At 70.9% G+C, this 25230-nt stretch carries 19 protein-coding genes and 5 tRNA genes; 15 read left to right on the forward strand and 9 right to left on the reverse strand.

All coding sequences use genetic code 11. The annotated features are described in order from the left end of the window. Positions 1–72 precede the first annotated feature (72 nt). Positions 73–390, reverse strand: coding sequence for a histone-like nucleoid-structuring protein Lsr2 (locus tag AF335_RS14180; RefSeq protein ID WP_102918651.1), 318 nt, complete (start codon positions 388–390; stop codon positions 73–75). A gap of 305 nt (positions 391–695) precedes the next feature. On the opposite strand from AF335_RS14180, the gene purS reads away from it, so the two are divergent. From purS to purM, 6 genes are all read left to right on the forward strand, one after another. Continuing rightward, positions 696–941: a phosphoribosylformylglycinamidine synthase subunit PurS gene (gene purS / locus AF335_RS14185; RefSeq protein WP_102918652.1), complete on the forward strand. Its 246-nt coding sequence runs from the start codon at positions 696–698 to the stop codon at positions 939–941. After that, on the forward strand, positions 938–1618 hold the full coding sequence (gene purQ, locus AF335_RS14190; RefSeq protein WP_102918653.1) for a phosphoribosylformylglycinamidine synthase subunit PurQ: 681 nt from the start codon (positions 938–940) through the stop codon (positions 1616–1618). The genes purS and purQ overlap by 4 nt, the downstream gene beginning before the upstream one ends. Then, positions 1615–3864, forward strand: a complete 2250-nt coding sequence (purL, locus tag AF335_RS14195; RefSeq protein ID WP_102918654.1) for a phosphoribosylformylglycinamidine synthase subunit PurL — start codon at positions 1615–1617, stop codon at positions 3862–3864. Before purQ ends, purL begins: the two co-directional genes overlap by 4 nt. A gap of 196 nt (positions 3865–4060) precedes the next feature. Next, positions 4061–4861, forward strand: coding sequence for a maleylpyruvate isomerase family mycothiol-dependent enzyme (locus AF335_RS14200; RefSeq protein ID WP_102918655.1), 801 nt, complete (start codon positions 4061–4063; stop codon positions 4859–4861). A gap of 342 nt (positions 4862–5203) precedes the next feature. Next, positions 5204–6721 (forward strand): amidophosphoribosyltransferase, encoded by a 1518-nt coding sequence (purF, locus tag AF335_RS14205; protein ID WP_102918656.1) that lies wholly within the window; start codon positions 5204–5206, stop codon positions 6719–6721. A gap of 39 nt (positions 6722–6760) precedes the next feature. Then, complete coding sequence (purM, locus tag AF335_RS14210) at positions 6761–7858, forward strand: phosphoribosylformylglycinamidine cyclo-ligase (RefSeq protein WP_102918657.1); 1098 nt, start codon at positions 6761–6763, stop codon at positions 7856–7858. A gap of 68 nt (positions 7859–7926) precedes the next feature. Here the strand turns inward: purM and AF335_RS14215 are convergent, their stop codons facing one another. Beyond that, complete coding sequence (locus AF335_RS14215; protein ID WP_087927421.1) at positions 7927–8184, reverse strand: DUF3073 domain-containing protein; 258 nt, start codon at positions 8182–8184, stop codon at positions 7927–7929. 388 nt (positions 8185–8572) lie between these two features. Next, positions 8573–9679: a Leu/Phe/Val dehydrogenase gene (locus AF335_RS14220; RefSeq protein ID WP_280524626.1), complete on the reverse strand. Its 1107-nt coding sequence runs from the start codon at positions 9677–9679 to the stop codon at positions 8573–8575. Positions 9680–9879: 200 nt separating this feature from the next. Between AF335_RS14220 and AF335_RS14225 the strand changes: the two genes are divergently transcribed. Further along, positions 9880–10725 (forward strand): DUF8083 family protein, encoded by an 846-nt coding sequence (locus AF335_RS14225; RefSeq protein WP_102918658.1) that lies wholly within the window; start codon positions 9880–9882, stop codon positions 10723–10725. A gap of 501 nt (positions 10726–11226) precedes the next feature. Next, positions 11227–11433, forward strand: coding sequence for a developmental transcriptional regulator BldC (bldC, locus tag AF335_RS14230; RefSeq protein WP_003949541.1), 207 nt, complete (start codon positions 11227–11229; stop codon positions 11431–11433). Between the two features lie 481 nt (positions 11434–11914). Here the strand turns inward: bldC and AF335_RS14235 are convergent, their stop codons facing one another. From AF335_RS14235 to AF335_RS14260, 6 genes are all read right to left on the reverse strand, one after another. Beyond that, positions 11915–12181, reverse strand: coding sequence for a DUF6274 family protein (locus tag AF335_RS14235; protein ID WP_102918791.1), 267 nt, complete (start codon positions 12179–12181; stop codon positions 11915–11917). 107 nt (positions 12182–12288) lie between these two features. Next, a tRNA-Asp gene (locus AF335_RS14240) sits at positions 12289–12363 on the reverse strand. Between the two features lie 114 nt (positions 12364–12477). Then, entirely contained in the window at positions 12478–16458 is a 3981-nt protein-coding gene (hrpA, locus tag AF335_RS14245; RefSeq protein ID WP_102918659.1) for an ATP-dependent RNA helicase HrpA, read from the reverse strand. A 97-nt stretch (positions 16459–16555) separates the two neighbouring features. After that, positions 16556–16629, reverse strand: a tRNA-Phe gene (locus tag AF335_RS14250). 23 nt (positions 16630–16652) lie between these two features. Then, positions 16653–16727 (reverse strand) — tRNA-Asp (locus AF335_RS14255). Positions 16728–16766: 39 nt separating this feature from the next. Further along, a tRNA-Glu gene (locus tag AF335_RS14260) sits at positions 16767–16839 on the reverse strand. A gap of 272 nt (positions 16840–17111) precedes the next feature. Here AF335_RS14260 and AF335_RS14265 point away from each other — a divergent pair. From AF335_RS14265 to AF335_RS14295, 7 genes are all read left to right on the forward strand, one after another. After that, entirely contained in the window at positions 17112–17462 is a 351-nt protein-coding gene (locus tag AF335_RS14265; protein WP_087930580.1) for a metallopeptidase family protein, read from the forward strand. A gap of 523 nt (positions 17463–17985) precedes the next feature. Then, positions 17986–18495: a hypothetical protein gene (locus AF335_RS14270; RefSeq protein ID WP_102918660.1), complete on the forward strand. Its 510-nt coding sequence runs from the start codon at positions 17986–17988 to the stop codon at positions 18493–18495. A gap of 204 nt (positions 18496–18699) precedes the next feature. Beyond that, on the forward strand, positions 18700–20946 hold the full coding sequence (locus tag AF335_RS14275; RefSeq protein ID WP_102918661.1) for a DEAD/DEAH box helicase: 2247 nt from the start codon (positions 18700–18702) through the stop codon (positions 20944–20946). 132 nt (positions 20947–21078) lie between these two features. Beyond that, positions 21079–21151, forward strand: a tRNA-Lys gene (locus tag AF335_RS14280). Positions 21152–21812: 661 nt separating this feature from the next. Further along, positions 21813–22697 carry a DUF6227 family protein gene (locus tag AF335_RS14285; protein ID WP_311775607.1) on the forward strand — a complete coding sequence of 295 codons (885 nt, stop codon included), beginning with the start codon at positions 21813–21815 and terminating at the stop codon, positions 22695–22697. A 301-nt stretch (positions 22698–22998) separates the two neighbouring features. After that, positions 22999–23202, forward strand: coding sequence for a cold-shock protein (locus tag AF335_RS14290; protein ID WP_037661310.1), 204 nt, complete (start codon positions 22999–23001; stop codon positions 23200–23202). Between the two features lie 243 nt (positions 23203–23445). Continuing rightward, a complete protein-coding gene (locus tag AF335_RS14295) occupies positions 23446–25182 on the forward strand; it encodes a DEAD/DEAH box helicase (protein WP_102918663.1) in 1737 nt (578 codons plus the stop codon). The last annotated feature ends 48 nt before the right edge of the window (positions 25183–25230 follow it).

Genomic DNA, 25230 nt, shown 5'->3' on the forward strand with positions numbered 1-25230 from the left:
GACTCTAGCTGATCATCCGGGGTGCTTGGCAAGTCGGCTCCGGCAGTGGTTCCGGCAGCGGCTCCGGCGGGCTCAGTCCGCGGCGTTGAAGGCTTCGTAGACCCGCTTGGGGATGCGTCCGCGCGGGGGCACGTCCATGCCGTGGGAGCGGGCCCAGGCGCGGACCGCCGAGGGGTCGGGCGCCACGGAGGTGCGCCGGTAGACCTTCCCGGAGCGGGACTGCTTGCGGCCGGCCTCCAGGTAGGGCTCGAGGGCGATCCGCAGTTTCTTCGCATTGGCAGTGTTGAGGTCGATCTCGTACGACTTGCCGTCGAGGCCGAAGGAAACCGTCTCCGCGGCTTCCCCGCCGTCGATGTCGTCGGAGAGTGTGACCACTACGCGCTGTGCCACGAATATCGGTCCTTTCGGGGGCGCATCGCCGAGGTGAACTGCGGTGATGCCCGGGTTCCGGTTGTTCCGGTGCAATGGTTATTCATTTGTACAACAAAGGGCATTGCAAAGTGAAGCCCAGTTAATTCTGTCCGCGTGGTGCTTGGCAATCAGGACCGTACGTTTTTCCCGGGATTTTCCCTCCGTTCTTCGGCGTCGATGCGTAAACGTGACAGGACGCCCACCATATCTATGCGCGTAGATTTTTTGGGACTGTACTCTGGCGCTACCGCTTCAGCTCACGCACCACACCACCGGGAGTGCCAGTGGCACGCGTCGTAGTCGACGTCATGCTCAAGCCGGAGATCCTCGACCCGCAGGGCCAGGCGGTGCAGCGCGCACTGCCACGCCTGGGTTTCGAGGGGATCGCCGACGTCCGTCAGGGCAAGCGCTTTGAACTCGAGGTGGAGGGTCCGGTCGACGAGGCCGCCCTCGCCCGCATCCACGAGATGGCGGAAACGTTTCTCGCCAACACCGTGATCGAGGACTTCACCGTGCGAGTCGAATCGTGACCGCACGCGTAGGAGTCGTCACGTTCCCCGGCACCCTGGACGACCGCGACACCCAGCGCGCCGTCCGCATCGCCGGGCTCGATCCCGTACCGCTGTGGCACCGCGACAAGGACCTCAAGCAGGTCGACGCCGTGGTCCTGCCCGGCGGTTTCTCCTACGGCGACTATCTGCGGGCGGGCGCCATCTCCCGCTTCTCGCCGGTGATGGAGAGCGTCATCGAGCAGGCCAGGGGCGGTATGCCGGTCCTCGGCATCTGCAACGGCTTCCAGGTGCTCACCGAGACCCACCTGCTGCCCGGCGCGATGCTGCGCAACAACCACCTGCACTTCATCTGCCGCGAGCAGCGGCTGCGGGTGGAGAACGCGGCCACCGCCTGGACGTCCGACTACGAGGCGGGCCAGGAGATCTCCATCCCGCTGAAGAACATCGACGGCCGTTACGTGGCCGACGAGCGCACCCTGGACAAGCTCGAGGCCGAGGGCCGCGTCGTCTTCCGGTACCTCGACGGCAACCCGAACGGTTCGCTCCGCGACATCGCCGGCATCACCAACGCCGCCGGCAACGTCGTCGGCCTGATGCCGCACCCCGAGCACGCCGTCGAGCCGCTGATCGGCACCGGCCGGACCGACGGGCTCGGATTCTTCACCTCGATCCTGAAGAAGCTGGTCAACGCATGAGCCTCGACACGGTCAAGCACGCCAACGAAACGCCCGACATCGACCAGCCTTGGGCCGAACTCGGTCTCAAGCAGGACGAGTACGAGCGCATCCGCGCCATCCTGGGCCGCCGCCCCACCGGCGCCGAGCTCGCGATGTACTCGGTCATGTGGTCCGAGCACTGCTCGTACAAGTCGAGCAAGGTCCACCTGCGCCAGTTCGGCGAGAAGGCGCCCGAGAACGACGCCCTGCTCGTGGGCATCGGCGAGAACGCCGGCGTCGTCGACGTCGGCCAGGGCTACGCGGTCACCTTCAAGGTCGAGTCGCACAACCACCCCTCGTACATCGAGCCCTACCAGGGCGCGGCCACCGGCATCGGCGGCATCGTGCGCGACATCCTCGCCATGGGCGCCCGCCCGGTCGCGGTGATGGACCCGCTGCGCTTCGGCGCCGCCGACCACCCCGACACCAAGCGCGTCCTGCCCGGCGTCGTCGCGGGCATCGGTGGCTACGGCAACTGCCTGGGCCTGCCCAACATCGGCGGCGAGGTCGTCTTCGACTCCTGCTACCAGGGCAACCCGCTGGTCAACGCCCTGTGCATCGGTGTGATGAAGCACGAGGACATCCACCTCGCGAAGGCGTCCGGCGCCGGCAACAAGGTCATCCTCTACGGCGCCCGCACCGGCGGCGACGGCATCGGCGGCGTGTCCGTGCTCGCCTCCGAGACCTTCGACTCCACCGGCCCGGCCAAGCGCCCGGCGGTCCAGGTCGGCGACCCCTTCCAGGAGAAGCTCCTCATCGAGTGCACCCTGGAGATCTTCCGCGAGGACCTCGTCGACGGCATCCAGGACCTCGGCGGCGCCGGCCTCTCCTGCGCCACCAGCGAGCTGGCCAGCGCCGGTTCCGGCGGTATGCGCGTCGAGCTGGACACCGTGCCGCTGCGCGACTCCTCCCTCTCGCCCGAGGAGATCCTCATGAGCGAGTCGCAGGAGCGCATGTGCGCGGTGGTCGAGCCCGGCAAGGTCGACCGCTTCATGGAGATCTGCGAGAAGTGGGACGTCATCGCCACCGTGATCGGCGAGGTGACGGACGGCGAGCGGCTGGAGATCTTCTGGCACGGCGAGCAGATCGTGGACGTGCCCCCGCGCACGGTGGCGCACGAGGGTCCGGTCTACGAGCGCCCGTACGCCCGTCCCGACTGGCAGGACGCCCTCCAGGCCGACGACGCGGCCAAGCTGGCCCGCCCGGCGACCGCCGAGGAGCTGCGCGCGCAGGTCCTCAAGGTGATCGCCTCGCCGAACCAGGCGTCCAAGTCCTGGATCACCGACCAGTACGACCGGTTCGTGCAGGGCAACACGGTCCTGGCGCAGCCGGAGGACTCCGGCATGGTCCGGATCGACGAGGACACCAACCTCGGTGTCGCCGTCGCCACGGACGGCAACGGCCGTTACGCCAAGCTCGACCCGTACGCGGGCGCCCAGCTGGCGCTCGCCGAGTCGTACCGCAACGTGGCCGCCTCCGGCGCCCGCCCGCTGGCCATCTCCAACTGCCTGAACTTCGGCTCGCCCGAGGACCCGGCGGTCATGTGGCAGTTCGCCGAGGCCACCCGCGGTCTGGCGGACGGCTGCCTGGAACTGGGCACTCCGGTCACCGGCGGCAATGTCTCGCTCTACAACCAGACGGGCGAGACCGCCATCCACCCGACGCCCGTCGTCGCCGTGCTGGGCGTCATCGACGACGTCGACCGGCGTACGCCGATCGCCTTCTCCGAGCCCGGTCACCTGCTCTACCTGCTGGGTGACACCAAGGAGGAGCTGGGTGGTTCGGCCTGGTCGCAGGTGATCCACGAGCACCTGGGCGGGCTGCCGCCGGCCGTCGACCTGGGCCGCGAGAAGCTGCTCGCCGAGATCCTGATCGCCGCCTCGCGCGACGGCATGGTCGACGCGGCGCACGACCTCTCCGACGGTGGCCTGATCCAGGCCCTCGCGGAGTCGTGCCTGCGCGGTGGCAACGGCGCCCGGATCGTCGTCCCGGACGGCATGGACGCCTTCGTCCTGCTGTTCTCGGAGTCCGCGGGCCGCGCGGTCGTCGCCGTGCCGCGCAGCGAGGAGCTGCGCTTCGGCGACATGTGCGGCGCGCGCGGCCTGCCCGCGATCCGGATCGGCGTCGTGGACGGCGAAGAGATCGATGTCCAGGGGCAGTTCACGCTCCCGCTGGCCGAGCTGCGCGAGGCCCACGAGGCCACGATCCCGGCGCTGCTCGCCTGAGCCCGGCGGTCCCCGCGGCTCCCGCGTGTCGACCGGAGGCGGCCCACCCCACCCGGGGCGGGCCGCCTCCGGCGTTCCCCGGGCGCGCCGGGTGATCATCGGCACACCGGGCCGGGTACGGGCCGGAGTCCCTTGTGACGGAGAGCACTTCGTGGCGTACGGGCCGGTGGCCGCCGCGGCGGAATAGGGTCGGGCCATGGCCGCCGCACCGCGCACACCACGCGCCCGCCGCTACGACTCCGCCAAGACCCGCGCCGCCGTCCTCGCGCAGTTCCAGCACGTCCGCGAGGTGACGGCCGGACTGACCGCCGAGCAGCTGAGGCTGCCGACCCGGCTCGGTGACTGGACCGTCCGCGAGCTCGTCTCCCACATCGCCATCATCCTCGACCACGTGAGCGACACGCTGGAGAAGCCCGCGCCCCCGAAGCTGGAAGTCCCCGTCCAGGAATGGCCGTTCGCGACCCGGGCCATCGCCGGCCGGGTCGACGAGCTCGCCCATGAGCTGGCGGACCGGGGCGCCGAGCCGACGGAGATCTTCGACCGGATCGCCGAGCGGTTCGACCGGATCGTCGGGCCCGCCCCGGACGACCGGCTGCTCGCCTCCCGGGTCGGCGCGATGCGCCTGGACGACTTCCTGGTCACCCGCTGCGTCGAGCTCGTCGTCCACTCCGACGACCTGGCCGCCGCGCTGGGCGTGCACGTCCCGTTCGACCGGCAGGCCCTCGCCAACTGCACCCGCATGCTGGCCGACGCGCTCGCCCTCAAGGCGCCCGGCGGCTCGGTGGAGGTCCGCGTTCCGCCGTTCGCGGTCGTCCAGTGCGTCGAAGGGCCCAGGCACACCCGCGGCACCCCGCCCAATGTGGTCGAGACCGACCCCGTCACCTGGCTGCGGCTCGCCACCGGCCGTACGGAGTGGGCCGCCGCGCTCGACGAGGCGGCCGTCTCCGCGAGCGGGGAGCGCGCGGACCTCGCCGCGCTGCTGCCGGTCATGGGCTGACCGGGCCCGCCGGCCTCCCGGGCCGCCCTTCCGGGGGCGGCCCACGGCGGAAATGAAGGGGAAATCAGGAAAACGCCAGAGGTCCGTGGATCGGGAATCTGCGGAGAAAATCCGAAATAGTCGGAGGGTTCGCTCGGAAAGCCGCACCGGATGCGGTGGCGGCGGTCCCCGGCATTGCGAACGGAGCCGTCCCGGCGGTGTCACGGGAAGAACTGCGGACAGGTCTTGGGCAGCGATCCTGAAGGTGATTGCCTGTACCCGTCAAGTGGCTGTCCGTGGTGTGAGCAATTCCTGGTCGTCCCCGGTTCGGATGAACCTCGGACCTGCAATAGACTCGGACACGTGCCTCGTGGTGACGGACGACTCAACCACGACCTGCTCCCCGGTGAGAAGGGCCCCCAGGACGCTTGTGGCGTCTTCGGTGTCTGGGCTCCGGGTGAAGAGGTCGCCAAACTCACCTATTTCGGGCTGTATGCGCTGCAGCACCGTGGACAGGAGTCCGCGGGCATCGCGGTGAGCAACGGCTCCCAGATCCTCGTCTTCAAGGACATGGGACTGGTCTCCCAAGTCTTCGACGAAACCTCCCTGGGCTCGCTCCAGGGACATATCGCGGTCGGACACGCCCGCTACTCCACCACCGGAGCCTCGGTGTGGGAGAACGCCCAGCCGACCTTCAGGGCGACGGCCAACGGCTCGATCGCGCTGGGTCACAACGGCAACCTGGTCAACACGGCCCAGCTCGCGGAGATGGTCGCGGCCCTCCCCCGGGAGAACGGGCGTGCCACCCAGGTCGCGGCGACCAATGACACCGACCTGGTCACGGCCCTGCTCGCGGGCCAGACCGACGACGACGGCAAGCCCCTGACGATCGAGGAAGCGGCCACCAAGGTCCTCCCGGACGTCCAGGGCGCCTTCTCCCTCGTCTTCATGGACGAACACACCCTGTACGCCGCCCGGGACCCGCAGGGCATCCGCCCGCTGGTCCTCGGGCGTCTGGAGCGCGGCTGGGTGGTGGCCTCCGAGACCGCCGCCCTGGACATCTGCGGCGCCTCCTTCGTCCGTGAGGTCGAGCCCGGCGAGCTCGTCGCCATCGACGAGAACGGCCTGCGGACCTCCCGCTTCGCCGAGGCCCGGCCCAAGGGCTGTGTCTTCGAGTACGTCTACCTCGCGCGCCCCGACACCGATATCGCGGGCCGCAACGTCTACCTCTCCCGGGTGGAGATGGGCCGCCGGCTCGCCGCCGAGGCCCCGGTCGACGCCGACCTGGTGATACCGACCCCGGAGTCCGGCACCCCCGCCGCCGTGGGCTACGCGGAGGCCAGCGGCATCCCGTACGGCACCGGCCTGGTCAAGAACTCCTACGTCGGCCGCACCTTCATCCAGCCGAGCCAGACCATCCGCCAGCTGGGCATCCGCCTCAAGCTCAACCCGCTGCGCGATGTCATCCAGGGCAAGCGCCTGGTCGTCGTGGACGACTCCATCGTCCGCGGCAACACCCAGCGGGCCCTGGTGCGGATGCTGCGCGAGGCCGGCGCGGCCGAGGTGCACGTCCGGATCTCGTCCCCGCCGGTGAAGTGGCCGTGCTTCTTCGGCATCGACTTCGCCACCCGGGCCGAGCTGATCGCCAACGGCATGACGGTCGACGAGATCGGCAAGTCGCTGGGCGCGGACTCCCTGGCGTACATCTCCCTCGACGGCATGATCGAGGCGACCACGATCGCCAAGCCCGATCTGTGCCGCGCGTGCTTCGACGGTGAGTACCCCATGCCGCTCCCCGACCCCGAGCTCCTCGGCAAGCAGCTTCTGGAGACCGAGCTGGCCGGTGGCACGGACGCCGCCGACGCCCTCCGTCGCCCGTAACGCCCCGTAGTACCGAACGACACGAAAGCTCTGAAACACATGTCTGCAGAGTCTTCTGAGCATGCTCCGCACGCGGGCACTGGTGCCAGCTACGCAAGCGCGGGCGTCGACATCGAGGCGGGCGACCGCGCCGTGGACCTGATGAAGGAGTGGGTGAAGAAGGCCACCCGACCCGAGGTCGTCGGCGGGCTCGGCGGCTTCGCCGGCCTCTTCGACGCCGGCGCGCTCAAGCGTTACGAGCGGCCGCTGCTCGCCTCCGCCACGGACGGCGTCGGCACGAAGGTCGACATCGCGCGCCGTATGGGTGTCTACGACACCATCGGTCACGACCTGGTCGGCATGGTCGTCGACGACCTGGTCGTGTGCGGTGCCGAGCCGCTCTTCATGACCGACTACATCTGCGTGGGCAAGGTCTACCCGGAGCGGGTCGCGGCCATCGTCAAGGGCATCGCCGAGGGCTGTGTCCTCGCGGGCTGCGCGCTGGTCGGCGGTGAGACCGCCGAGCACCCCGGGCTGCTCGCCGCCGATGACTTCGACGTGGCCGGCGCCGGTACGGGCGTGGTCGAGGCCGACCGGGTGCTGGGCGCAGAGCGTATCCGCGAGGGTGACGCGGTCATCGCGATGGCCTCGTCCGGACTTCACTCGAACGGGTACTCACTGGTCCGCCATGTGCTCTTCGACCGGGCCGGCTGGGAGCTGGACCGCGAGGTCCCGGAGTTCGGCCGGACCCTCGGCGAGGAGCTGCTGGAGCCCACCAAGATCTACTCGCTGGACTGCCTGGCGCTCACCCGGACGGCCGATGTGCACGCCTTCTCGCACATCACCGGCGGTGGCCTGGCCAACAACCTGGCCCGGGTGATGCCGGCGGGTCTGCACGCGACGGTCGACCGCTCGACCTGGACGCCGGGACCGGTCTTCGAGCTGGTCGGCAAGCTGGGCGGGGTGGCGCGCGCGGAGCTGGAGAAGACGCTCAACATGGGCGTCGGAATGATCGCGGTCGTTCCGCGGGAGTCCGTGGACGTGGCGCTGGCGACCTTCGCGGACCGGGGCGTGGAGTCCTGGGTCGCGGGCGAGATCACCGCGCGCGGGGACCGCGCCGAGGCCGTGACGCTGACCGGTGACCACCACGCCGGCTGATCGTCTCCGGGCAGCACAGAACCCGGTCCGAGGCGGGGCCTCGGACCGGGCCGGTGAGAGTTACAGCGTCAAGCGCGGCGACGATATGTCGAGGAGTGGTCGGGCGCTTGCTCGTCCTCGTCCTCATCGTTGTAACGATCCGCGTACTGAGCGTACGGATCGTCCTCCAGCTCATCGTCCTTTTCGAGCGGCTCGCTGTTCGGCGGCTGCTTCGTCGGCGATGCGCCCAGCTCATTGGCCAGACGTGAGAGGTCGGTCCCGCCGCTGTTGTACTTCAGCTGGCGGGCGACCTTTGTCTGCTTGGCCTTGGCCCGGCCGCGCCCCATGGCTCGACCCCCTCAGTGACGGGGCTCGACGGCCCCAGAGTCTTGACACGCGTTCACGTTCATGAGTCAGAGCGGACCCTCGGGGAGGATCCGGCCTGTAGGGCTTCAACGGTACCTGCTTCCGCGGCCATACGGTACGTCGCCCGCATGACGTGCCACGCAGCACAACCCGAGGGGAGCCCCGTCCCCGCTGGTCAGCAGCGATTTTAACGTGTCTCGGGCGCCGACCCGCCGATGAGGTGGTGAGGGATCTCTCGCTTCCCGCCCCCGGTGGGCCGTCTGTAGGGAACGCTGTGCGGGTACCGAGTGTGCGACCGGGCCACCCTTACGCGTGCGGGCGCCGGCCACCGCTCGGGTGACCGGCGCCCGTCCGGTGGAACGTGCCGGGTCAGCCGGTCAGCGCACCGGTCCGCGCCTCGGCCATGCGCTGTTCGGCGAGCCGGTCCGCGGCGGCGGCCGGAGGAATGCCGTCCGCTTTCGCTCGATCAAATATGGCCAAGGTCGTGTCGTAGATCCCGGTCGCCTTGGCCTTGGCGCGATCGAAGTCGAAACCGTGCAGCTCGTCGGCGACCTGGATGACTCCGCCGGCGTTCACCACGTAGTCCGGCGCGTAGAGGATCCCGCGGTCGGCGAGGTCCTTCTCGACACCCGGATGGGCGAGCTGGTTGTTGGCCGCGCCGCAGACCACGGTGGCGGTGAGCGCGGCCACGGTCCCGTCGTCCAGCGCGCCGCCGAGGGCGCACGGGGCGTAGACGTCGAGGGGGGTGCGGACGAGCACGTCGGCGTCGGTCACGGCGGTCACCCGGGGGTGCCGGGCGATGATCCGCTCGACGGCCTCCGCGCGCACATCGGTGATCACGACCTCCGCGCCGTCCTCGATCAGGTGCTCGACGAGGTGGTGGCCGACCTTCCCGACCCCCGCGACGCCGACCCGGCGCCCGCGCAGCGTCGGCTCGCCCCACTGGGTGCGCGCGGCGGCGCGCATGCCCTGGAACACCCCGAAGGCCGTGAGGACGGAGGAGTCGCCCGCGCCGCCGTTCTCGGGGGAGCGGCCGGTGGTCCAGGGGTTCTCCCGGGCGACCACGTCCATGTCCCGCACGTACGTGCCGACGTCGCACGCGGTGACGTAGCGGCCGCCGAGGGAGGCGACGAACCGTCCGTAGGCGAGCAGAAGTTGTTCGGTCTTGATCTCGTCGGGGTTGCCGATGATCACGGCCTTACCGCCGCCGTGGTCCAGACCCGCCAGGGCGTTCTTGTACGACATGCCGCGGGAGAGGTTGAGCGCGTCCAGGACCGCGGCCTCGTCCGAGGCGTAGGGGTGGAAGCGGGTGCCGCCGAGGGCGGGGCCCAGGGCGGTGGAATGGAGGGCGATCACGGCCCTGAGGCCGCTCTCGCGGTCCTGGCAGAGCATGACCTGCTCATGGCCGCCCTGGTCGGACCGGAACAAAGTGTGCAGCACGCCGTCAACTTCATCGGTGGGACGTACGTCAGTCACTGTGGTGACTCCATATGTCGCGGAGGTCGCCCTCCGGGGGTGGTGGAGGGCCGGTTGGCACGAGGGTAAGACCTGCCGGCCCGGGGGGCCGGTCCCGTGCCGAGGATCACTCTCCCGAGGTGCCGCGCCATGGGACGATTTGGACAGTACGGGGAGGCTCGGCAACTCCCTGGAGTGTCCTCCGGTTTGAGGGAGCGAGTGTGGGATCGGCGTCATCGGTGACTGTCCCGTACGCGGCATATCTGCGGGTCTACGAACCTCTGGGCGCATTCCCGGAACCGGAACGCGGCCACTGGGAGCGGTACGCCCGGCGCGAGAACCTCCCCGGTGTGCAGGACGAGCTCCGCCGCTCGCTCGCGGACCTGCTGCCCACCCCGCCGGTGCCGGTTCCGGTGCACGAGAGCGGCGACGCCTTCGTGGCCCTCCTCGACGGCGTGCTGTGCGTCTGTCCCTGGCGGACCCGGCTGCGGGGCTGGCTCGCGCTGGAGGAGCTCGCCGAGAGCCTGCCCACGCCGGTGCTGGACGCCGCGCTGCCGCCGGTGGTCCGCCGCCAGGCCGAGGCGGACTACGAGCACTGGCTGGAGCGCAACCCCGACGCCCGGCCGTGGATCCGCACGGCGACCTGGCAGGTGCCGCTGCGCTGGTTCGTCCTCTTCGCGGACGAGGAGCGGGAGTACGGCAAGGGGGACGGCCCCCGCGGGGAGCTGGTGCTGCGCTACCGCACGCCCATGGTCGAGGCCCGCCGCCGGGTGGCGCGCGGCCTGCGCACGCTCAAGGACGCGATCGACGAGGGGCCGTTGATCGACGGGCTGGTGGACGTGGGCCGCTGGCTGGAGGAGTTCCATCCGCGCTCCCTGGTCGAGCTGGACTACGGCGGGCTGGTGCATATGGTGCCCGAGGCGGACCTCGCTGAGGACCGCTCCGCGGGTGACACGGCCGAGGGGCTGGCGGCGTTGCGCGCGGGGGACGGCGCGCGGGCGGGCGAGGCGTACGAGCGGCTGACGGAACGTTGGACCGCCGTGCGGAACCGCCAGTACGCGAACTGAAGTCCCATAACGGTGTTCGGAGAGGTTCCCGGAAGCTCCTGTGGCGCCGGTGACGGGACCTAGGTCCCGATCCGGGCCAATGAGGCAACCGTGACCTAACGCACTTACGTTAGGTCTTGCGCCCATCGCCCAGCCTCGTGGCAAAATAGGACAAGGAGTCCGGGAAGGGCTCCTTCCGTCCAACTTCGGGTGGATAGATCGGTATTGCACTCCTTGACGGGTCTGGTGACCCCTGATCCCACTGTGACTGATCGTCACGGTGGCGTGACTGTCCGCTATGGCATGGTCCATCGGGTTCCGTCGAGGTTGAACACCTGAGAGGGCAATTCCATCGGTTTGGCCGACGTGGCTGGACGGATGGTGTAGTTGTAGTGCCGAGGACAAGCCGTTCGTCCTATAACCGACTCGGCCCGCGTCCGCCATTTCGGGCAACGTGGGTCAAGGTGCAGAATTTAGAGGAAAGAACCGACTCCATGTCTGGTTCTCCCGAGGAGGCCGCTCATGACCGCTCGCACCCCTGATGCCGAGCCGCTGCTGACCCCGGCTGAGGTTGCCACGATGTTCCGCGTGGACCCGAAGACGGTCACCCGCTGGGCCAAGGCAGGCAAGCTCACGTCCATCCGCACGCTCGGAGGACACCGCCGTTACCGCGAAGCGGAGGTCCGCGCCCTGCTGGCGGGCATTCCGCAGCAGCGCAGCGAGGCCTGAACAACAGCCTGACGCACTGCCGGGCACTCTCCGGGGCCCCCAACCCGGACGGCCGCCCGAACTAAGCACCACCTGCTTCACCTGCTTCAAAGCGACCGGGGGCCTGCCCCAACAGGTTCCCTGCCCACCGACTTGGGCCAGTCGTCGATCGCGCTGGACTCCGCCGGGTCCAGCGCGATCTTTTTTATGCCCGGCCGGCCTCCGCCGGATCCCCGCCGAGCGCTCCCCCGGCGCCCCGGCGGGCCGGCGCCGGAGCCCCGCCGAACCCTTTCGGGTGGAGTGCAATTGCACATATTAAATTGACCCATTGTAGGGAGGGGGTAAGTTCCATCACTCTGGAAACTCTTTCGGTGACTCCCATCACAGCGCAACCCGCTTGTCACTCACCGTATCGGTGCGGTAATGAAGCGCGCGGCATCCGGATCGCGGGACTCCGGCCACCAGCCTGCCGGCCGACTGCCCTCGGGGCGCCCGCCGTTGGTCACCCCGTGCGGGGACTTTCGTCCCGGGCCGGCCCGTTCGCGGCGGGGGCCCCGGGGTCGTCCGCACGGGTCCCGTCGGAGGGCTTCGCCGGATGGCTCCCCGCCGCCTCCTGGGCGAGCCGCAGCAGCCGGTGGCACACCGCGCAGTGTCGGGTCAGATGGCGGTAGCCCGAGGCGGCCGAGAGGTGGGCGCGCAGGAGCGCCCTCGTCTCGTGCCGGATGCTCTCGGTCCGCTTCGGCTCGGTCGTGCGGGTGGTCGTCGTCATGGAGCGCAGCACCTCCACTGTCTGGGTACCCCTGGCACGTGTCCCAGTCAAGGTCGGATGCAAGAAGGCCCGGATCCCTCGAAAGGGATCCGGGCCTTCAAATGATGCGGTCCTGACGGGATTTGAACCCGCGGCCTCCACCTTGACAGGGTGGCGAGCACTCCAAACTGCTCCACAGGACCTTGCTGTGCTTTCCCGCTCTCGCGGTGCTGCGAAACAGACTCTACAGCAGGTCAGGGGGTGCAGTCGAACCCGATCCGGACCCGGACCGGAACGGGCCCGGACGAGCTCCGTGACTACGGGGCCAGCTGGTCGATCGCCTTCACGATCCGCTTGTCCGACACCGGGTGCGCCGTGCCGAGGGCATGGGCGAAGTAGCTGACCCGCAGCTCCTCGATCATCCAGCGGATGTCCAGGGCCTCCTGGGGCACCGGACGCCCCTTGGGGAACTGCTCCAGCAGCCAGGCGTGCTCGTCCCGCATCTCCTTGACCTTCGCCATCCGGGCCCGGTCCCGGTCCACATTGGTCGGCAGCTGCGTCAGCCGCCGGTCGACGGCCACCAGATAGCGCAGCACGTCCGGCAGCCGGCGGACGCCGTGCGCGGTGACGAACCCCGGCCCGACGAGCTCGGTCAGCTGCTCCCGGACGTCCGCCACGGACGGCACCAGCGGCAGCGACGTGGACAGCGGCGGACTCTTCAGCCGGCGCTCGCACGACTGCCAGGCGGCCAGCACCTCCTGCACCTTGCGGACGGTGTCCAGCGTCGCGTCGACGATGTCCGCCCGCACGGCGTCGAACAGCTTGCGGAAGGACTCCTCGTCCCACGCCGGACCGCCGCGCGCCGCGATCAGCTTGTCGGCCGCGGCCGAGACGCAGTCGTCGAAGAGCGCCGGGATGGACCCGTGCGGATTCGCCGACAGGGCGAGCTTCTGCTGATTGCTGAGCTTGCCCTGAGCGAACTTCGCGGGGTTGGAGGGAAGGTTGAGCAGGATGAGCCGGCGGGTGCCCCGCCACATCGCCTGCCGCTGCTCCGCCTCGGTGTCGAAGAGCCGCACAGCCACCGAGGCGCCCTCGTCCACCAGCGCCGGGTACGCCTTGACCGGCTGCCCCGCCCGCCGGGTCTCGAAGGTGCGCGGCAGCGCCCCGATGGTCCACTGGGTGAGCCCGGAGCGCTGCTCCGGACCGCGCGGCCCGCCGCCGTCGGCCGCGGCCTCCGACGCCTGCTCGAAGGCTTTGGTGATCGCGGCCTGCGTCTTCGGCTTGAGCCTGAGCCGCAGCGCCTCCAGGTCCTTGTCCTCGGCGATCTTCCGCTTCCGCTCGTCGACGATCCGGAACGTGATCTTGAGGTGCTCCGGGACCTTGGCGAAGTCGAAGTCCTCCGGCTCCATCCGGACGCCCACCATCCGCTGGAGCTCACGGGTCAGCGTGGTGGCGAGCGGCTCCTGGAGCGGCACGGCCCGGTCCAGGAACGCCTTGGCGTAGTTCGGCGCCGGGACGTAGTTCCGGCGGATCGGCTTGGGCAGCGAACGGATCAGCTCCGTCACCAGATCCTCGCGCAGCCCCGGGATCTGCCAGTCGAAGCCCTCGGCCGAGACCTGGTTGAGCACCTGGAGCGGGATATGGACGGTCACACCGTCCGCGTCCGCGCCCGGCTCGAACTGATACGTCACCCGGAACTTCAGCCGGCCCTGCCGCCAGGAATCCGGATAGTCGTCCTTGGTGACCGCCTCGGCGTTCTCGTTGATGAGCATGGAGTGCTCGAAATTGAGCAGCTCCGGCTCTTCCCGCCGTTTGTGCTTCCACCATGAGTCGAAGTGCGCACCCGACACCACATGGTCCGGCAGCCGCTGGTCGTAGAAGTCGAAGAGCGTCTCGTCGTCGACCAGGATGTCGCGGCGGCGGGCCCGGTGCTCCAGCTCCTCCACCTCGCCGAGCAGCTTGCGGTTGTCGTGGAAGAACTGGTGGTGCGTCCGCCAGTCGCCCTCGACCAGAGCATTGCGGATGAACAGCTCACGGCTGGTCTCCGGGTCGATCCGCCCGTAATTGACCTTCCGCTGGGCCACGATCGGCACGCCGTAGAGCGTCACCCGCTCGTACGCCATCACGGCCGCCTGCTTCTGCTCCCAGTGCGGCTCGCTGTAATTGCGCTTCACCAGATGCCCGGCGAGCGGCTCGATCCACTCCGGCTCGACCTTGGCGTTGACCCGCGCCCACAGCCGCGACGTCTCCACCAGCTCCGCCGACATCACCCAGCGCGGCTGCTTGCGGAACAGCGCGGAACCCGGGAACACCGCGAACTTCGCGCTGCGGGCACCGAGGTACTCGTTCTTCTCGGTGTCCTTCAGGCCGATGTGCGAGAGCAGGCCGGACAGCAGCGACTGGTGCACCCGGTCCTCCGGGGCGTCCTCCTCCGACAGATGGACGCCCATCTGCTTGGCGACCGTACGCAGCTGGGAGTAGATGTCCTGCCACTCGCGTATCCGCAGATAGTTCAGGAACTCCGACTTGCACATGCGCCGGAAGGCCGACGACGACAGCGCCTTCTGCTGCTCCCGCACATAGCGCCAGAGATTGAGGAAGGCGAGGAAATCGCTGGTCTCGTCCTTGAACCGGGCGTGGTGCTGATCGGCCTGCGCCTGCTTCTCCGAGGGCCGCTCGCGCGGGTCCTGGATGGAGAGCGCGGAGGCGATCACCATCACCTCGCGGACACAGCCGTTCCGGTCGGCCTCCAGGACCATGCGCGCCAGCCGGGGGTCCACCGGGAGCTGGGCGAGCTTGCGGCCCAGTTGGGTGAGCCGCTTTTTCGGGTCCTTCTGCTGGGGGTCGAGCGCGCCCAGCTCGACCAGCAGATCGACGCCGTCCTTGATGTTGCGGCGGTCCGGCGGGTCGATGAAGGGGAACTTCTCGATGTCGCCGAGGCCGGCCGCGGTCATCTGGAGGATGACGGACGCCAGATTCGTCCGGAGGATCTCCGCGTCGGTGAATTCCGGCCGGGCGAGGAAATCGTCCTCGGAGTACAGCCGGATGCAGATGCCGTCGCTCGTACGGCCGCAGCGGCCCTTGCGCTGATTGGCGCTGGCCTGCGAGACCGCCTCGATCGGCAGCCGCTGGACCTTGGTGCGGTGGCTGTAGCGGGAGATCCGGGCGAAGCCGGGGTCGATCACATAGCGGATGCCCGGCACGGTCAGGGACGTCTCCGCGACGTTCGTCGCGAGGACGACACGGCGGCCCGTGTGCCGCTGGAAGACGCGGTGCTGCTCGGCGTGGGACAGCCGGGCGTACAGCGGCAGGATCTCGGTGGTCTGCGCCACCGCGCCGCCGACGCGGCCGAACTTCTTCTCCAGGGCGTCCGCGGTGTCCCGGATCTCCCGCTCGCCGGAGAGGAAGACGAGTATGTCGCCGTCGCCCTCGCGCTGGAGCTCGTCCACGGCGTCGCAGATCGCGGTGATCTGATCGCGGTCGGAGTCCTCGGAATCCTCTTCCAACAGCGGCCGGTAGCGCACCTCGACCGGATACGTACGCCCGCTGACCTCGATGATCGGGGCGTCGCCGAAGTGCCGGGAGAAGCGCTCCGGGTCGATCGTCGCCGAGGTGATCACGACCTTGAGGTCGGGGCGGCGGGGGAGCAACTGGGCGAGGTAGCCCAGGATGAAGTCGATGTTGAGGCTGCGCTCGTGGGCCTCGTCGATGATGATCGTGTCGTACTGGCGCAGCTCGCGGTCGGTCTGCAGCTCGGCCAGCAGGATGCCGTCCGTCATCAGCTTGACGAGCGTGTCGCCGCCCACCTGGTCCGTGAAGCGGACCTTCCAGCCGACCGCGCCGCCCAGCGGCGTCCGCATCTCCTCGGCGACCCGCTCCGCGACCGTGCGGGCCGCGATCCGGCGCGGCTGGGTGTGGCCGATCAGGCCCCGCACGCCCCGGCCGAGCTCCAGACAGATCTTGGGGATCTGGGTGGTCTTGCCGGAGCCGGTCTCACCCGCGACGATCACGACCTGGTGGTCGCGGATCGCTTCGAGGATCTCGTCCTTCTTCTGGCTGACCGGCAGCTGTTCGGGGTAGGAGATCGGGGGCACGGCGGCGCGGCGGGCCGCGATGCGCAGCTCGGCGGAGTCGACGTCGGCCGCGATCTCGGCCAGCACGGCCGTACGGGCCTCTGGCTTGCGGATGCGGCGCGCACCGTCGAGCCGGCGGCCCAGCCGCTGCGCGTCGTGCGGCGTCAGCTCGGGCAGGCGGGCGGCGAGGCCGGCGAAGGTGGCGGAGGCAGGCTGCGTAGACATACGGGGTCCAGGATCGCACCAGCCGCCGGGAAGCGGCGAACGCATTTAGCGGGGTAAACCACTGAGCCCCCCGTCTGACGACGAGGGGCTCACGCTGTGGCTGGGGCCGGGGTCGAACCGGCGACCTTCCGCTTTTCAGGCGGACGCTCGTACCAACTGAGCTACCCAGCCACGCGATCCACGAGGAATCGCAGCGGTCCTGACGGGATTTGAACCCGCGGCCTCCACCTTGACAGGGTGGCGAGCACTCCAAACTGCTCCACAGGACCTTGCTATGTGCGAGCACTAGTCTCGCACACGGTAAAGCGTGCCCCCAACGGGATTCGAACCCGTGCTACCGCCTTGAAAGGGCGGCGTCCTGGGCCACTAGACGATGAGGGCTGATGGCCCACCTGGGCGCTTCGCAGCGCCTCGGGGACGTGAGAAGCATATGGGATGCAGGGAGAAACGCCAAAACGGTTTGCCGGCGGCCGGGCGCGGCGCGGGGTGGCGGGCCGGGCGAAGGGGTGACGGGGGACCGGGTGAGGGGGTGCCGAGGGTGTGACGAGTGGGTGCCGAGTGGGTGGCGGCGGCCCGCGACGGCGGGGCCGGGGGCCGTCGGCGGCCGTTCCGGGGTACGGCGCGGAGCGCGCCCGTGCCGGACAATGGCGAGCGTGCTGGAGATGACGCGCGAGGAGTTCGAGGAACTGGTCGCCGAGGCCCTGGACCGGATCCCGCCGGAGCTGACGCGGCTGATGGACAACGTCGCGGTGTTCGTGGAGGACGAGCCCCCGGCGGACGACCCGGAGCTGCTCGGCCTCTACGAGGGGACGCCGCTGACCGAGCGCGGCGAGTGGTACGCCGGGGTGCTGCCGGACCGGATCACGATCTACCGGGGCCCGACGCTCCGGATGTGCGAGGACCGGGAAGAGGTCGTCCACGAGACGGAGGTGACGGTCGTTCACGAGGTCGCGCACCACTTCGGCATCGACGACGAGCGGCTGCACGCGCTCGGGTACGGGTGATCGGGTACGGGTGAGCGGCCGGGGTCGGAGCCGGAGCCGGGATCGGAGCCCGGGGCGGATCCGGATCGGAGCCGGGGCCGAGGCGCGGCTGAGGGCGGACGGAGCGCGGGCGGCCGGTGGGCGGCCCGCGGCCGGGCGGCGCCGCGCGGGTTCGCGCCCGTCGGGGCGAGGCGCGGCTCAGCCGCGGCCGGGGCGCGGCCGCGGGCGAGACCGGGGTGCGGCCGGGGTGTGGCCGAGGCGCGGTCGGGGTGCGCCCGAGGCGCGGCCGGGCCGCGGTCGGCAGTCGGCCGGTGCCACGCAGCGCACCGCCCGGCACACCGCCCGGCCGAGGGCCCGCCGCGTGACCCGGTGGCGGCAGGGGCCCGGGTGAAGCCCTGTGCGGGACCGAGGGCGCGGGGCCGGAGGGGCCTTCGGGTCCCCGGTGACGGGTGAGGCGTGTGACAGGGCCCCACGCGTGTCCTGCGCGGGGCGGGGCCAGTTGGGCAGGGGGCCTGTCCCACGCGATCCGAAGGCGGTCCCCTTCATGCGCTCCACCTCAGCCCACACAGCCGTCACCCGGATCGCGGCCGTGGCCGTCGCGGCCCTGGCGCTCGGGGGGTGCATGAGTGTGAGCGACCCGGAGCGGCCCGCTCCGTCCGGCTCCGGCGCGGACAAGCGCCGCGAGGCCGCTCCGGAGCCGGACGGCGGGGTGCACATGCCGGGCGCCCGGCCGGGCCGCCCGGACGCGCGGGCCGTGAAGGGCGCGAGCGGCAGTCCGGCGGCCAAGGGCGCGTCCGCCGCGTCCTCCGCCTCGCCCTCCGGCGACCCCGAGGCTTCGCCGGAGGCGGCGAAGCCGGGTAAGCCGGGAGGCAAGCCCAAGCCGCCCGGCTCGGGTCCCGGTACCGTCCCGGTACCGGGCAAGCCGCCCGCGCCCTCCCAGGCGCCGCCGCCCCCGCCGAGCAGCCCGGCACCGCCGCCGCCCGCCACCCCGGCGCCCCCGTCCACCACCCCTCCGGCGCCCCAGCCGGGCCCTCAGGCGGGTCCTGTGGCGTAGGCCATTCGGGGGGCGGCTTGCGCTCGGGGGTGGGGAGTGCGTATGGTGGTAGATCGTTTGATCCCATTTGCCCGGCGCCTGACAGAAGCGCGCCGTGTGGCGCGTTCCTTACCTTGCCGTGGCTGACCGCATCGAGGCGGTCATTTGTGAAGCCGACACGGAGCTTGGGCGCGTGCCGAAACTCCGGAAGGTTTCGCATTTCGCATGTCTATTTCCACTGAGAACACCGTCATGCCCGAGGGCGACGAGATCGTCGTCACCGAGGCCGTCGACACCGTCGAGGTCGTCGACGCTCCCGAGGCCGCCGAGGCCGTCGCCGACGAGGCCACCGAGCCCGCCGAGCCGACGATCACCTTCGGTGACCTCGGTCTGGACGACGCGATCGTCCGCAAGCTCGCGCAGAACGGTGTCACCACCCCGTTCCCGATCCAGGCCGCGACCATCCCGGACGCCCTGGCCGGCAAGGACATCCTCGGCCGTGGCCGTACGGGCTCCGGCAAGACGCTCTCCTTCGGTCTCCCGCTGCTGTCCACGCTGGCCGGCGGCCACACCGAGAAGAAGCGCCCCCGCGGCCTGATCCTCACCCCGACCCGCGAGCTGGCGATGCAGGTCGCCGACGCCCTCCAGCCTTACGGCGACGTCCTCGGCCTGAAGATGAAGGTCGTCTGCGGCGGTACGTCCATGGGCAACCAGATCTACGCCCTGGAGCGCGGCGTCGACATCCTCGTCGCCACCCCGGGCCGTCTGCGCGACATCCTCAACCGCGGTGCCGCCCAGCTCGACAAGGTCGAGGTCGCCGTCCTCGACGAGGCCGACCAGATGGCCGACATGGGCTTCCTGCCCGAGGTCACCGAGATCCTCGACCAGGTGCCGGCCGGCGGCCAGCGCCTGCTGTTCTCCGCCACCCTGGAGAACGAGATCGACACCCTGGTCAAGCGCTACCTGGTCAACCCGATCACGCACGAGGTCGACCCCTCCGCCGGTGCCGTCACCACCATGACCCACCACGTCCTCGTCGTGAAGCCGAAGGACAAGGCGCCGGTCACCGCCGCCATCGCCGCCCGTAAGGGCCGCACCATCATCTTCGTCCGCACCCAGCTGGGCGCCGACCGCGTCGCCGAGCAGCTGCTCGACGCCGGTGTGAAGGCCGACGCCCTGCACGGCGGCATGACCCAGGGCGCCCGCAGCCGCGTCCTGGAGGACTTCAAGGCCGGCTACGTGAACTGCCTGGTCGCCACCGACGTCGCCGCCCGCGGTATCCACGTCGACGGCATCGACCTGGTCCTGAACGTCGACCCCGCCGGTGACCACAAGGACTACCTGCACCGCTCCGGCCGTACGGCCCGCGCCGGCCAGTCCGGCACGGTCGTCTCCCTGGCCCTGCCGCACCAGCGCAAGCAGATCTTCCGCCTGATGGAGGACGCGGGCGTCGACGCCTCGCGCCACATCGTCGGCGGCTCCGGCGCCTTCGACGAGGAGGTCGCCAAGATCACCGGCGCCCGTTCCCTCACCGAGGTCCAGGCCGACTCCGCCGCCAACGCCGCCAAGCAGGCCGAGCGCGACCTCCAGGAGCTCACCCGTCAGCTCGAGCGCGCCCAGCGCCGTGCGACCGAGCTCCGCGAGGAGGCCGACCGCCTGACCGCGCGCGCCGCCCGTGAGCGTGGCGAGGACCCGGAGGCCGCCGTGGCCGCCGCGGCCGAGGCCGCCGCCAACGAGGCCCAGGCCGAGGAAGCCGCCGCCGCTGCCGTGCCCGCGCAGACCGCCCCGGCCTACGAGCGCCGTGACGAGCGTGGCAACTTCGACCGCCGCGACGACCGCTCCGGTGGCTTCCGTCGTGACGACCGTCGCGACGACCGCTCCTCGGGTGGTTTCCGCCGCGATGACCGCCCGTCCGGTGGCTTCCGTCGTGACGACCGCCGCGACGACCGCCCCTCCGGTGGCTTCCGCCGCGATGACCGTCGTGACGACCGCTCCTCGGGTGGTTTCCGTCGTGACGACCGTCCGTCCGGTGGTTTCCGTCGCGACGAGCGTCGTGACGACCGTCCGGCCGGTGGCGGCTTCCGCCGCGATGACCGTCCGTCCGGTGGTTTCCGCCGTGACGAGCGTCGTGACGACCGTCCGGCCGGTGGTGGCTTCCGTCGTGACGACCGTCCGTCCGGTGGTTTCCGCCGTGACGAGCGTCGTGACGACCGTCCGGCCGGTGGCGGCTTCCGCCGCGACGACCGTCCCTCCGGTGGCTTCCGCCGTGACGACCGCCCGTCCGGTGGCTTCCGCTCCGGTGGCAGCGACCGTCCGTTCAACCGCGACCGTCGCGACGACCGCCCCGCCGGCGGCCACCGCTCCGGTGGCGGCGACCGCCCGTACGGCCGTCGTGACGACCACCGCGGCGGCACCGGCACCGGCTCCTTCGGTCGCCGTGACGACAAGCCGCGCTGGAAGCGCAACGGCTGATAACCGCAGGTGACTTGGGGCCCGTACGGCACATCGGTGTCGTACGGGCCCCGCTGCGTCGCCATCCCCGGCCGTTGTGTGGGCCATAACGACTCGGGATAACGCGGTCGCGCGGGCTATGCTGCGGGGTGCGGGCCGTTAGCTCAATTGGCAGAGCAGTGGACTTTTAATCCATTGGTTGTGGGTTCGAGTCCCACACGGCCTACCGCGGCAGGCGCCGGAATCCCGGCTGACCTGCGATGGAGCGCCCCGTCCGGGCTTACCGGGCGGGGCGTTCCGGCGTTGTGGGAGGTGCTTCGCGGACCGGTCGCCATCCCCTTGGAGATCAGTTGCGGAGACATCTCTTCCGTATGCACCGTTCGGTGGCTTCCCCCGGCTTCCTTACGCCGATGTCGTACCAAAGGGCTATCGCACGGCACGTACACCGCTTGTCGCGCGTGTCGTGTCCCACGCCTCGCCGTCCCCGCACCCTGTGTCCACGCGGAGTTTCCGCGCGTCGGCTTTCGAGGGGGCCCAGCGGGCCGGCTGCGGGAGTCCGCGCCGGCCTGACGGGGGAGTGCCCGGGGCGGCGAAGAGGTCGCCGTGCGGAGCTGGTGGGAGGCCGGGTGGCGGGCCTACGCCGGGTGCGGAGCCGCCGTGTGACGCTCCCTCCGGTCGCCCCGGCCGCGAATTCCCCGGCGCCCGGCGGGACATGCGCTGCGGGCCCGCCCCGGTGGGGGAGCCGGGGAGAAGGCCGCTGAACCACCGCTTCCGCTGACTCGGGCCCTCATCCGACGAGTTCGCCGGAATCCCGCCCCTCTGCCGTGTTCGCGCCGCTACGGTAAGTGCGCGGGGTGGGTGTGGCGAAGGTCGGGAGGTCGAGGGCCGTGGAGAACTCGCGAGCGGGTGAGGGTGAGAGCGGGAGCGGGCGCACGGAGCGCGAGCGGTGTCAGGGGCGCACCGAGCCCGTGGCGCGCCCGGCGCACGGCCGGCCCGCCGGGGAGCGCGGCGACGGCACCACCCCGGCCGAGCACGTGAGCGAGCTGCTGGACCGCGCGCAGAACGGCTTCGAGATCGCCGAACCGGTGCTCACCCGGCTGCGGACCGCCCTGATGCACCAGGCCGAACTCCGCTCGTACCGCCAGCGCAACGACGAGGCCCGCCCCCTGCGCTGCAACACCTACCGGCATGTCTTCCTGCTCGCCGACGGCAGCAGCCTGCAGCTGTACGAGCTGGAGCACGACACCGGCCCCGAGGAAGACTTCCTCTACGAGCTCTACGCCCTGGAGGACGCCCTCGACCGGGCCGAGCGCAGGGTGCACGAGCGGATCGGCGGCGGCATCGGCCCCGGCGGCGAGGCCGAGGAGCTGCCCGCCTGGCTGGCCGAGGAACTGCTGCTCGCCATGGGCCCGACCCGGCCCCGCCGGGAGTACGCCTGCGAGGCGTCGCCCGACCACGCCCGCCGCCTGCTGCGCCGCGCGGAGAACGAGGACGGGCCGGGCGAGGTGGTGCGGGAGCTGCTCCAGGGGGCGCTCGGCCACCACATCGCGCTGATCACCAAGCCCAGGCGCCGGGGCGCGGGCCGGGACGCGACCTGGTGCCGCTTCTACGAGCACGCGTTCCTGCTGGAGGGCGGGGGCGAGGTCAGCCTCTGGGAGCTGGAGCACAACATGAACACGGACGGCAGGCTCGTCTGCGAGGTCTATCTCGACGAGGCGGAGGCCGAGGTGGCGGCGGACCGGCACGCCCGCGCCCAGGGCGTGGAGCTGTAGTAGGCCGGGAGCGGGAGCGGGAGCGGGAGCGGGAGGGGGCCGGGAAGGGCCCGGACCGGCCCTGTCCGGGCTTGTCCGCCCCTGTCCCGGCCCGCCCGGCCCCGTCCCGACGCCTGGGCTTGGTGATCGTCGACGGAAGGGGGGTTACGGGGGGCCACCGGCGTGTGTTATGGTCGTTCGAGTTGCAGTTGTGGTACCCATGAACTCGTGTGCGCCTGACGGTTATGTAGCCGAAGGCGCATTTTTGTTTTTAGCCGGTCTATTCCGGTGTGGGGCCCATCCCATTCACAAGGAGATAGACATGGCTACTGGCACCGTGAAGTGGTTCAACTCGGAAAAGGGCTTCGGCTTCATCGAGCAGGACGGCGGCGGCCCGGACGTCTTCGCCCACTACTCGAACATCGCCTCCTCCGGCTTCCGTGAGCTCCTCGAGGGCCAGAAGGTTTCCTTCGACGTCACGCAGGGCCAGAAGGGCCTGCAGGCCGAGAACATCGTCCCCGCCTGACGATGATCGCCCGCCCGGCAGTCGGCTGACCGGCCTCACGGCCGTTCCGGCCCAGGTCGTACGACCCTGCCGGGCAACGCATCACGCTTGACGCAATGGGGCCCGCACCACTGGGTGCGGGCCCCATTGTCGCCCCCGCACCAGCGCGCCCAGGCTTTTCCGCCGCCCGTCCCGTCCCGGCCGGGTCTCGCGATGCGAAGTCCTCATCTCGGGCGTGCCACCCCATTGAGGGAAGGTCCCCGTATGACTCGCTCCGCCCGCCCCGCCCGCTCCTCCGACGGCGGCGGCTCCCCGCGCTCGCGCTCGGGCCAGCCGTCCCGTGGCGGCCAGTCCGGCCGCGGTGGTCAGTCCGCACGCCGCCGCCCGGCCGCCGCCCCGCTCCAGGGCGAATTCGAGACCCCGGTCTCCACCACCCCCGCGCTGCCGCCCGTGGCCGCCTTCGCCGACCTGGACATGCCGAACGGCCTGCTCGCCACGCTGACCCGCGAGGGCGTCACCGAGCCGTTCCCTATCCAGGCCGCGACGCTGCCGAACTCGCTCAGTGGCCGTGACGTCCTCGGCCGCGGCCGTACGGGCTCCGGCAAGACCCTCGCCTTCGGCCTGGCGCTGCTGGCCCGTACGGCCGGCCGCCGCGCCGAGTCCGGGCGTCCGCTCGCCCTGGTGCTCGTCCCCACCCGTGAGCTGGCGCAGCAGGTCACCGACTCGCTCAGCGTCTACGCGACCGCCGTCAACCTGCGGATCGCCACGGTCGTCGGCGGTATGTCCATCGGCCGCCAGGCCCAGACGCTGGCGCGCGGCGCCGAGGTGCTGGTCGCCACCCCCGGCCGGCTCGCGGATCTGATCCAGCGCGGCGACTGCAAGCTCGGCGACGTGGCGATCACGGTCCTGGACGAGGCCGACCAGATGGCCGACATGGGCTTCCTGCCGCAGGTCACCAAGCTGCTCGACCAGGTCGACCCGGACGGTCAGCGGATGCTGTTCTCCGCGACCCTGGACCGCAACGTCGACCGGCTCGTCCGCCGCTTCCTGTCCGACCCGGTGACCCACTCCGTCGACGCGTCCGTGGGCGCGGTCTCCACGATGGACCACCACCTGTTCCACCTCACGGACCAGGACAAGAAGGACGCCGTCACGCGCATCGCCGCCCGCGAGGGCCGCGTGATCATGTTCGTGGACACCAAGCGCGGCGCCGACCGGCTGGTGAAGAAGCTGCTCTCCGAGGGCGTACGGGCGGCGGCGCTGCACGGCGGCAAGAGCCAGCCGCAGCGCAACCGCACCCTGGAGCTGTTCCGCACCGACCAGGTCACCGCCCTGGTCGCGACGAACGTGGCCGCGCGCGGCATCCACATCGACGGTCTCGACCTGGTCGTGAACATCGACCCGCCGACGGACCACAAGGACTACCTGCACCGCGGCGGCCGCACGGCGCGCGCGGGCGAGTCCGGCACGGTCGTCACGCTGGTGCTGCCCGAGCAGCGCCGCGAGATGAGCCGCATGATGGTCACGGCGAAGATCACCCCGAACGTCATCAACACCCACCCGCGCGACCCGGAGCTCGCCCGTATCACCGGTGCCCGTGAGCCCAGTGGTGTCGCGGTGGTCATCGCGCCGCCGGTCCCGGCCCAGCCGCAGGGCTCCGGCAAGTCGTCGTCCCGTTCGCGTTCGCGCGGCTCGGGCGCGGCGGGCGGTTCCGCCGCCGGTTCCGCTTCGCGCGGCAGCCGGGGCGGTCGCGGCCGTACGCGTACGGAGTCGGGCGCTTCCGGTGCCACCGGCGGGTCCGGTGGCGGCGGCTTCCGCGGCCTCGCGGCCGGTGGCAACGGCAACGGCTCCCGCCGGTCCGCCGACAGCCGCCCCGGCAACGCGGCCGGCCGCCCCGCCGCAGCGGCGGCGGCGCGGGCGGCGGCGCCGCCGTCCTGCGTAGCGCGCAGCGCGCGGGCGCCCCTTCCCTGGGCTGACGCCCGGGCCCCCTTTCCGCGCTGACGCGCGGTGTCCTCAAACGCCGGACGGGCCGATTTTCAGCCCGTCCGG

Source organism: Streptomyces eurocidicus, assembly GCF_002891295.1.
In the GTDB taxonomy this organism is placed as follows: Bacteria; Actinomycetota; Actinomycetes; order Streptomycetales; family Streptomycetaceae; genus Streptomyces; species Streptomyces eurocidicus.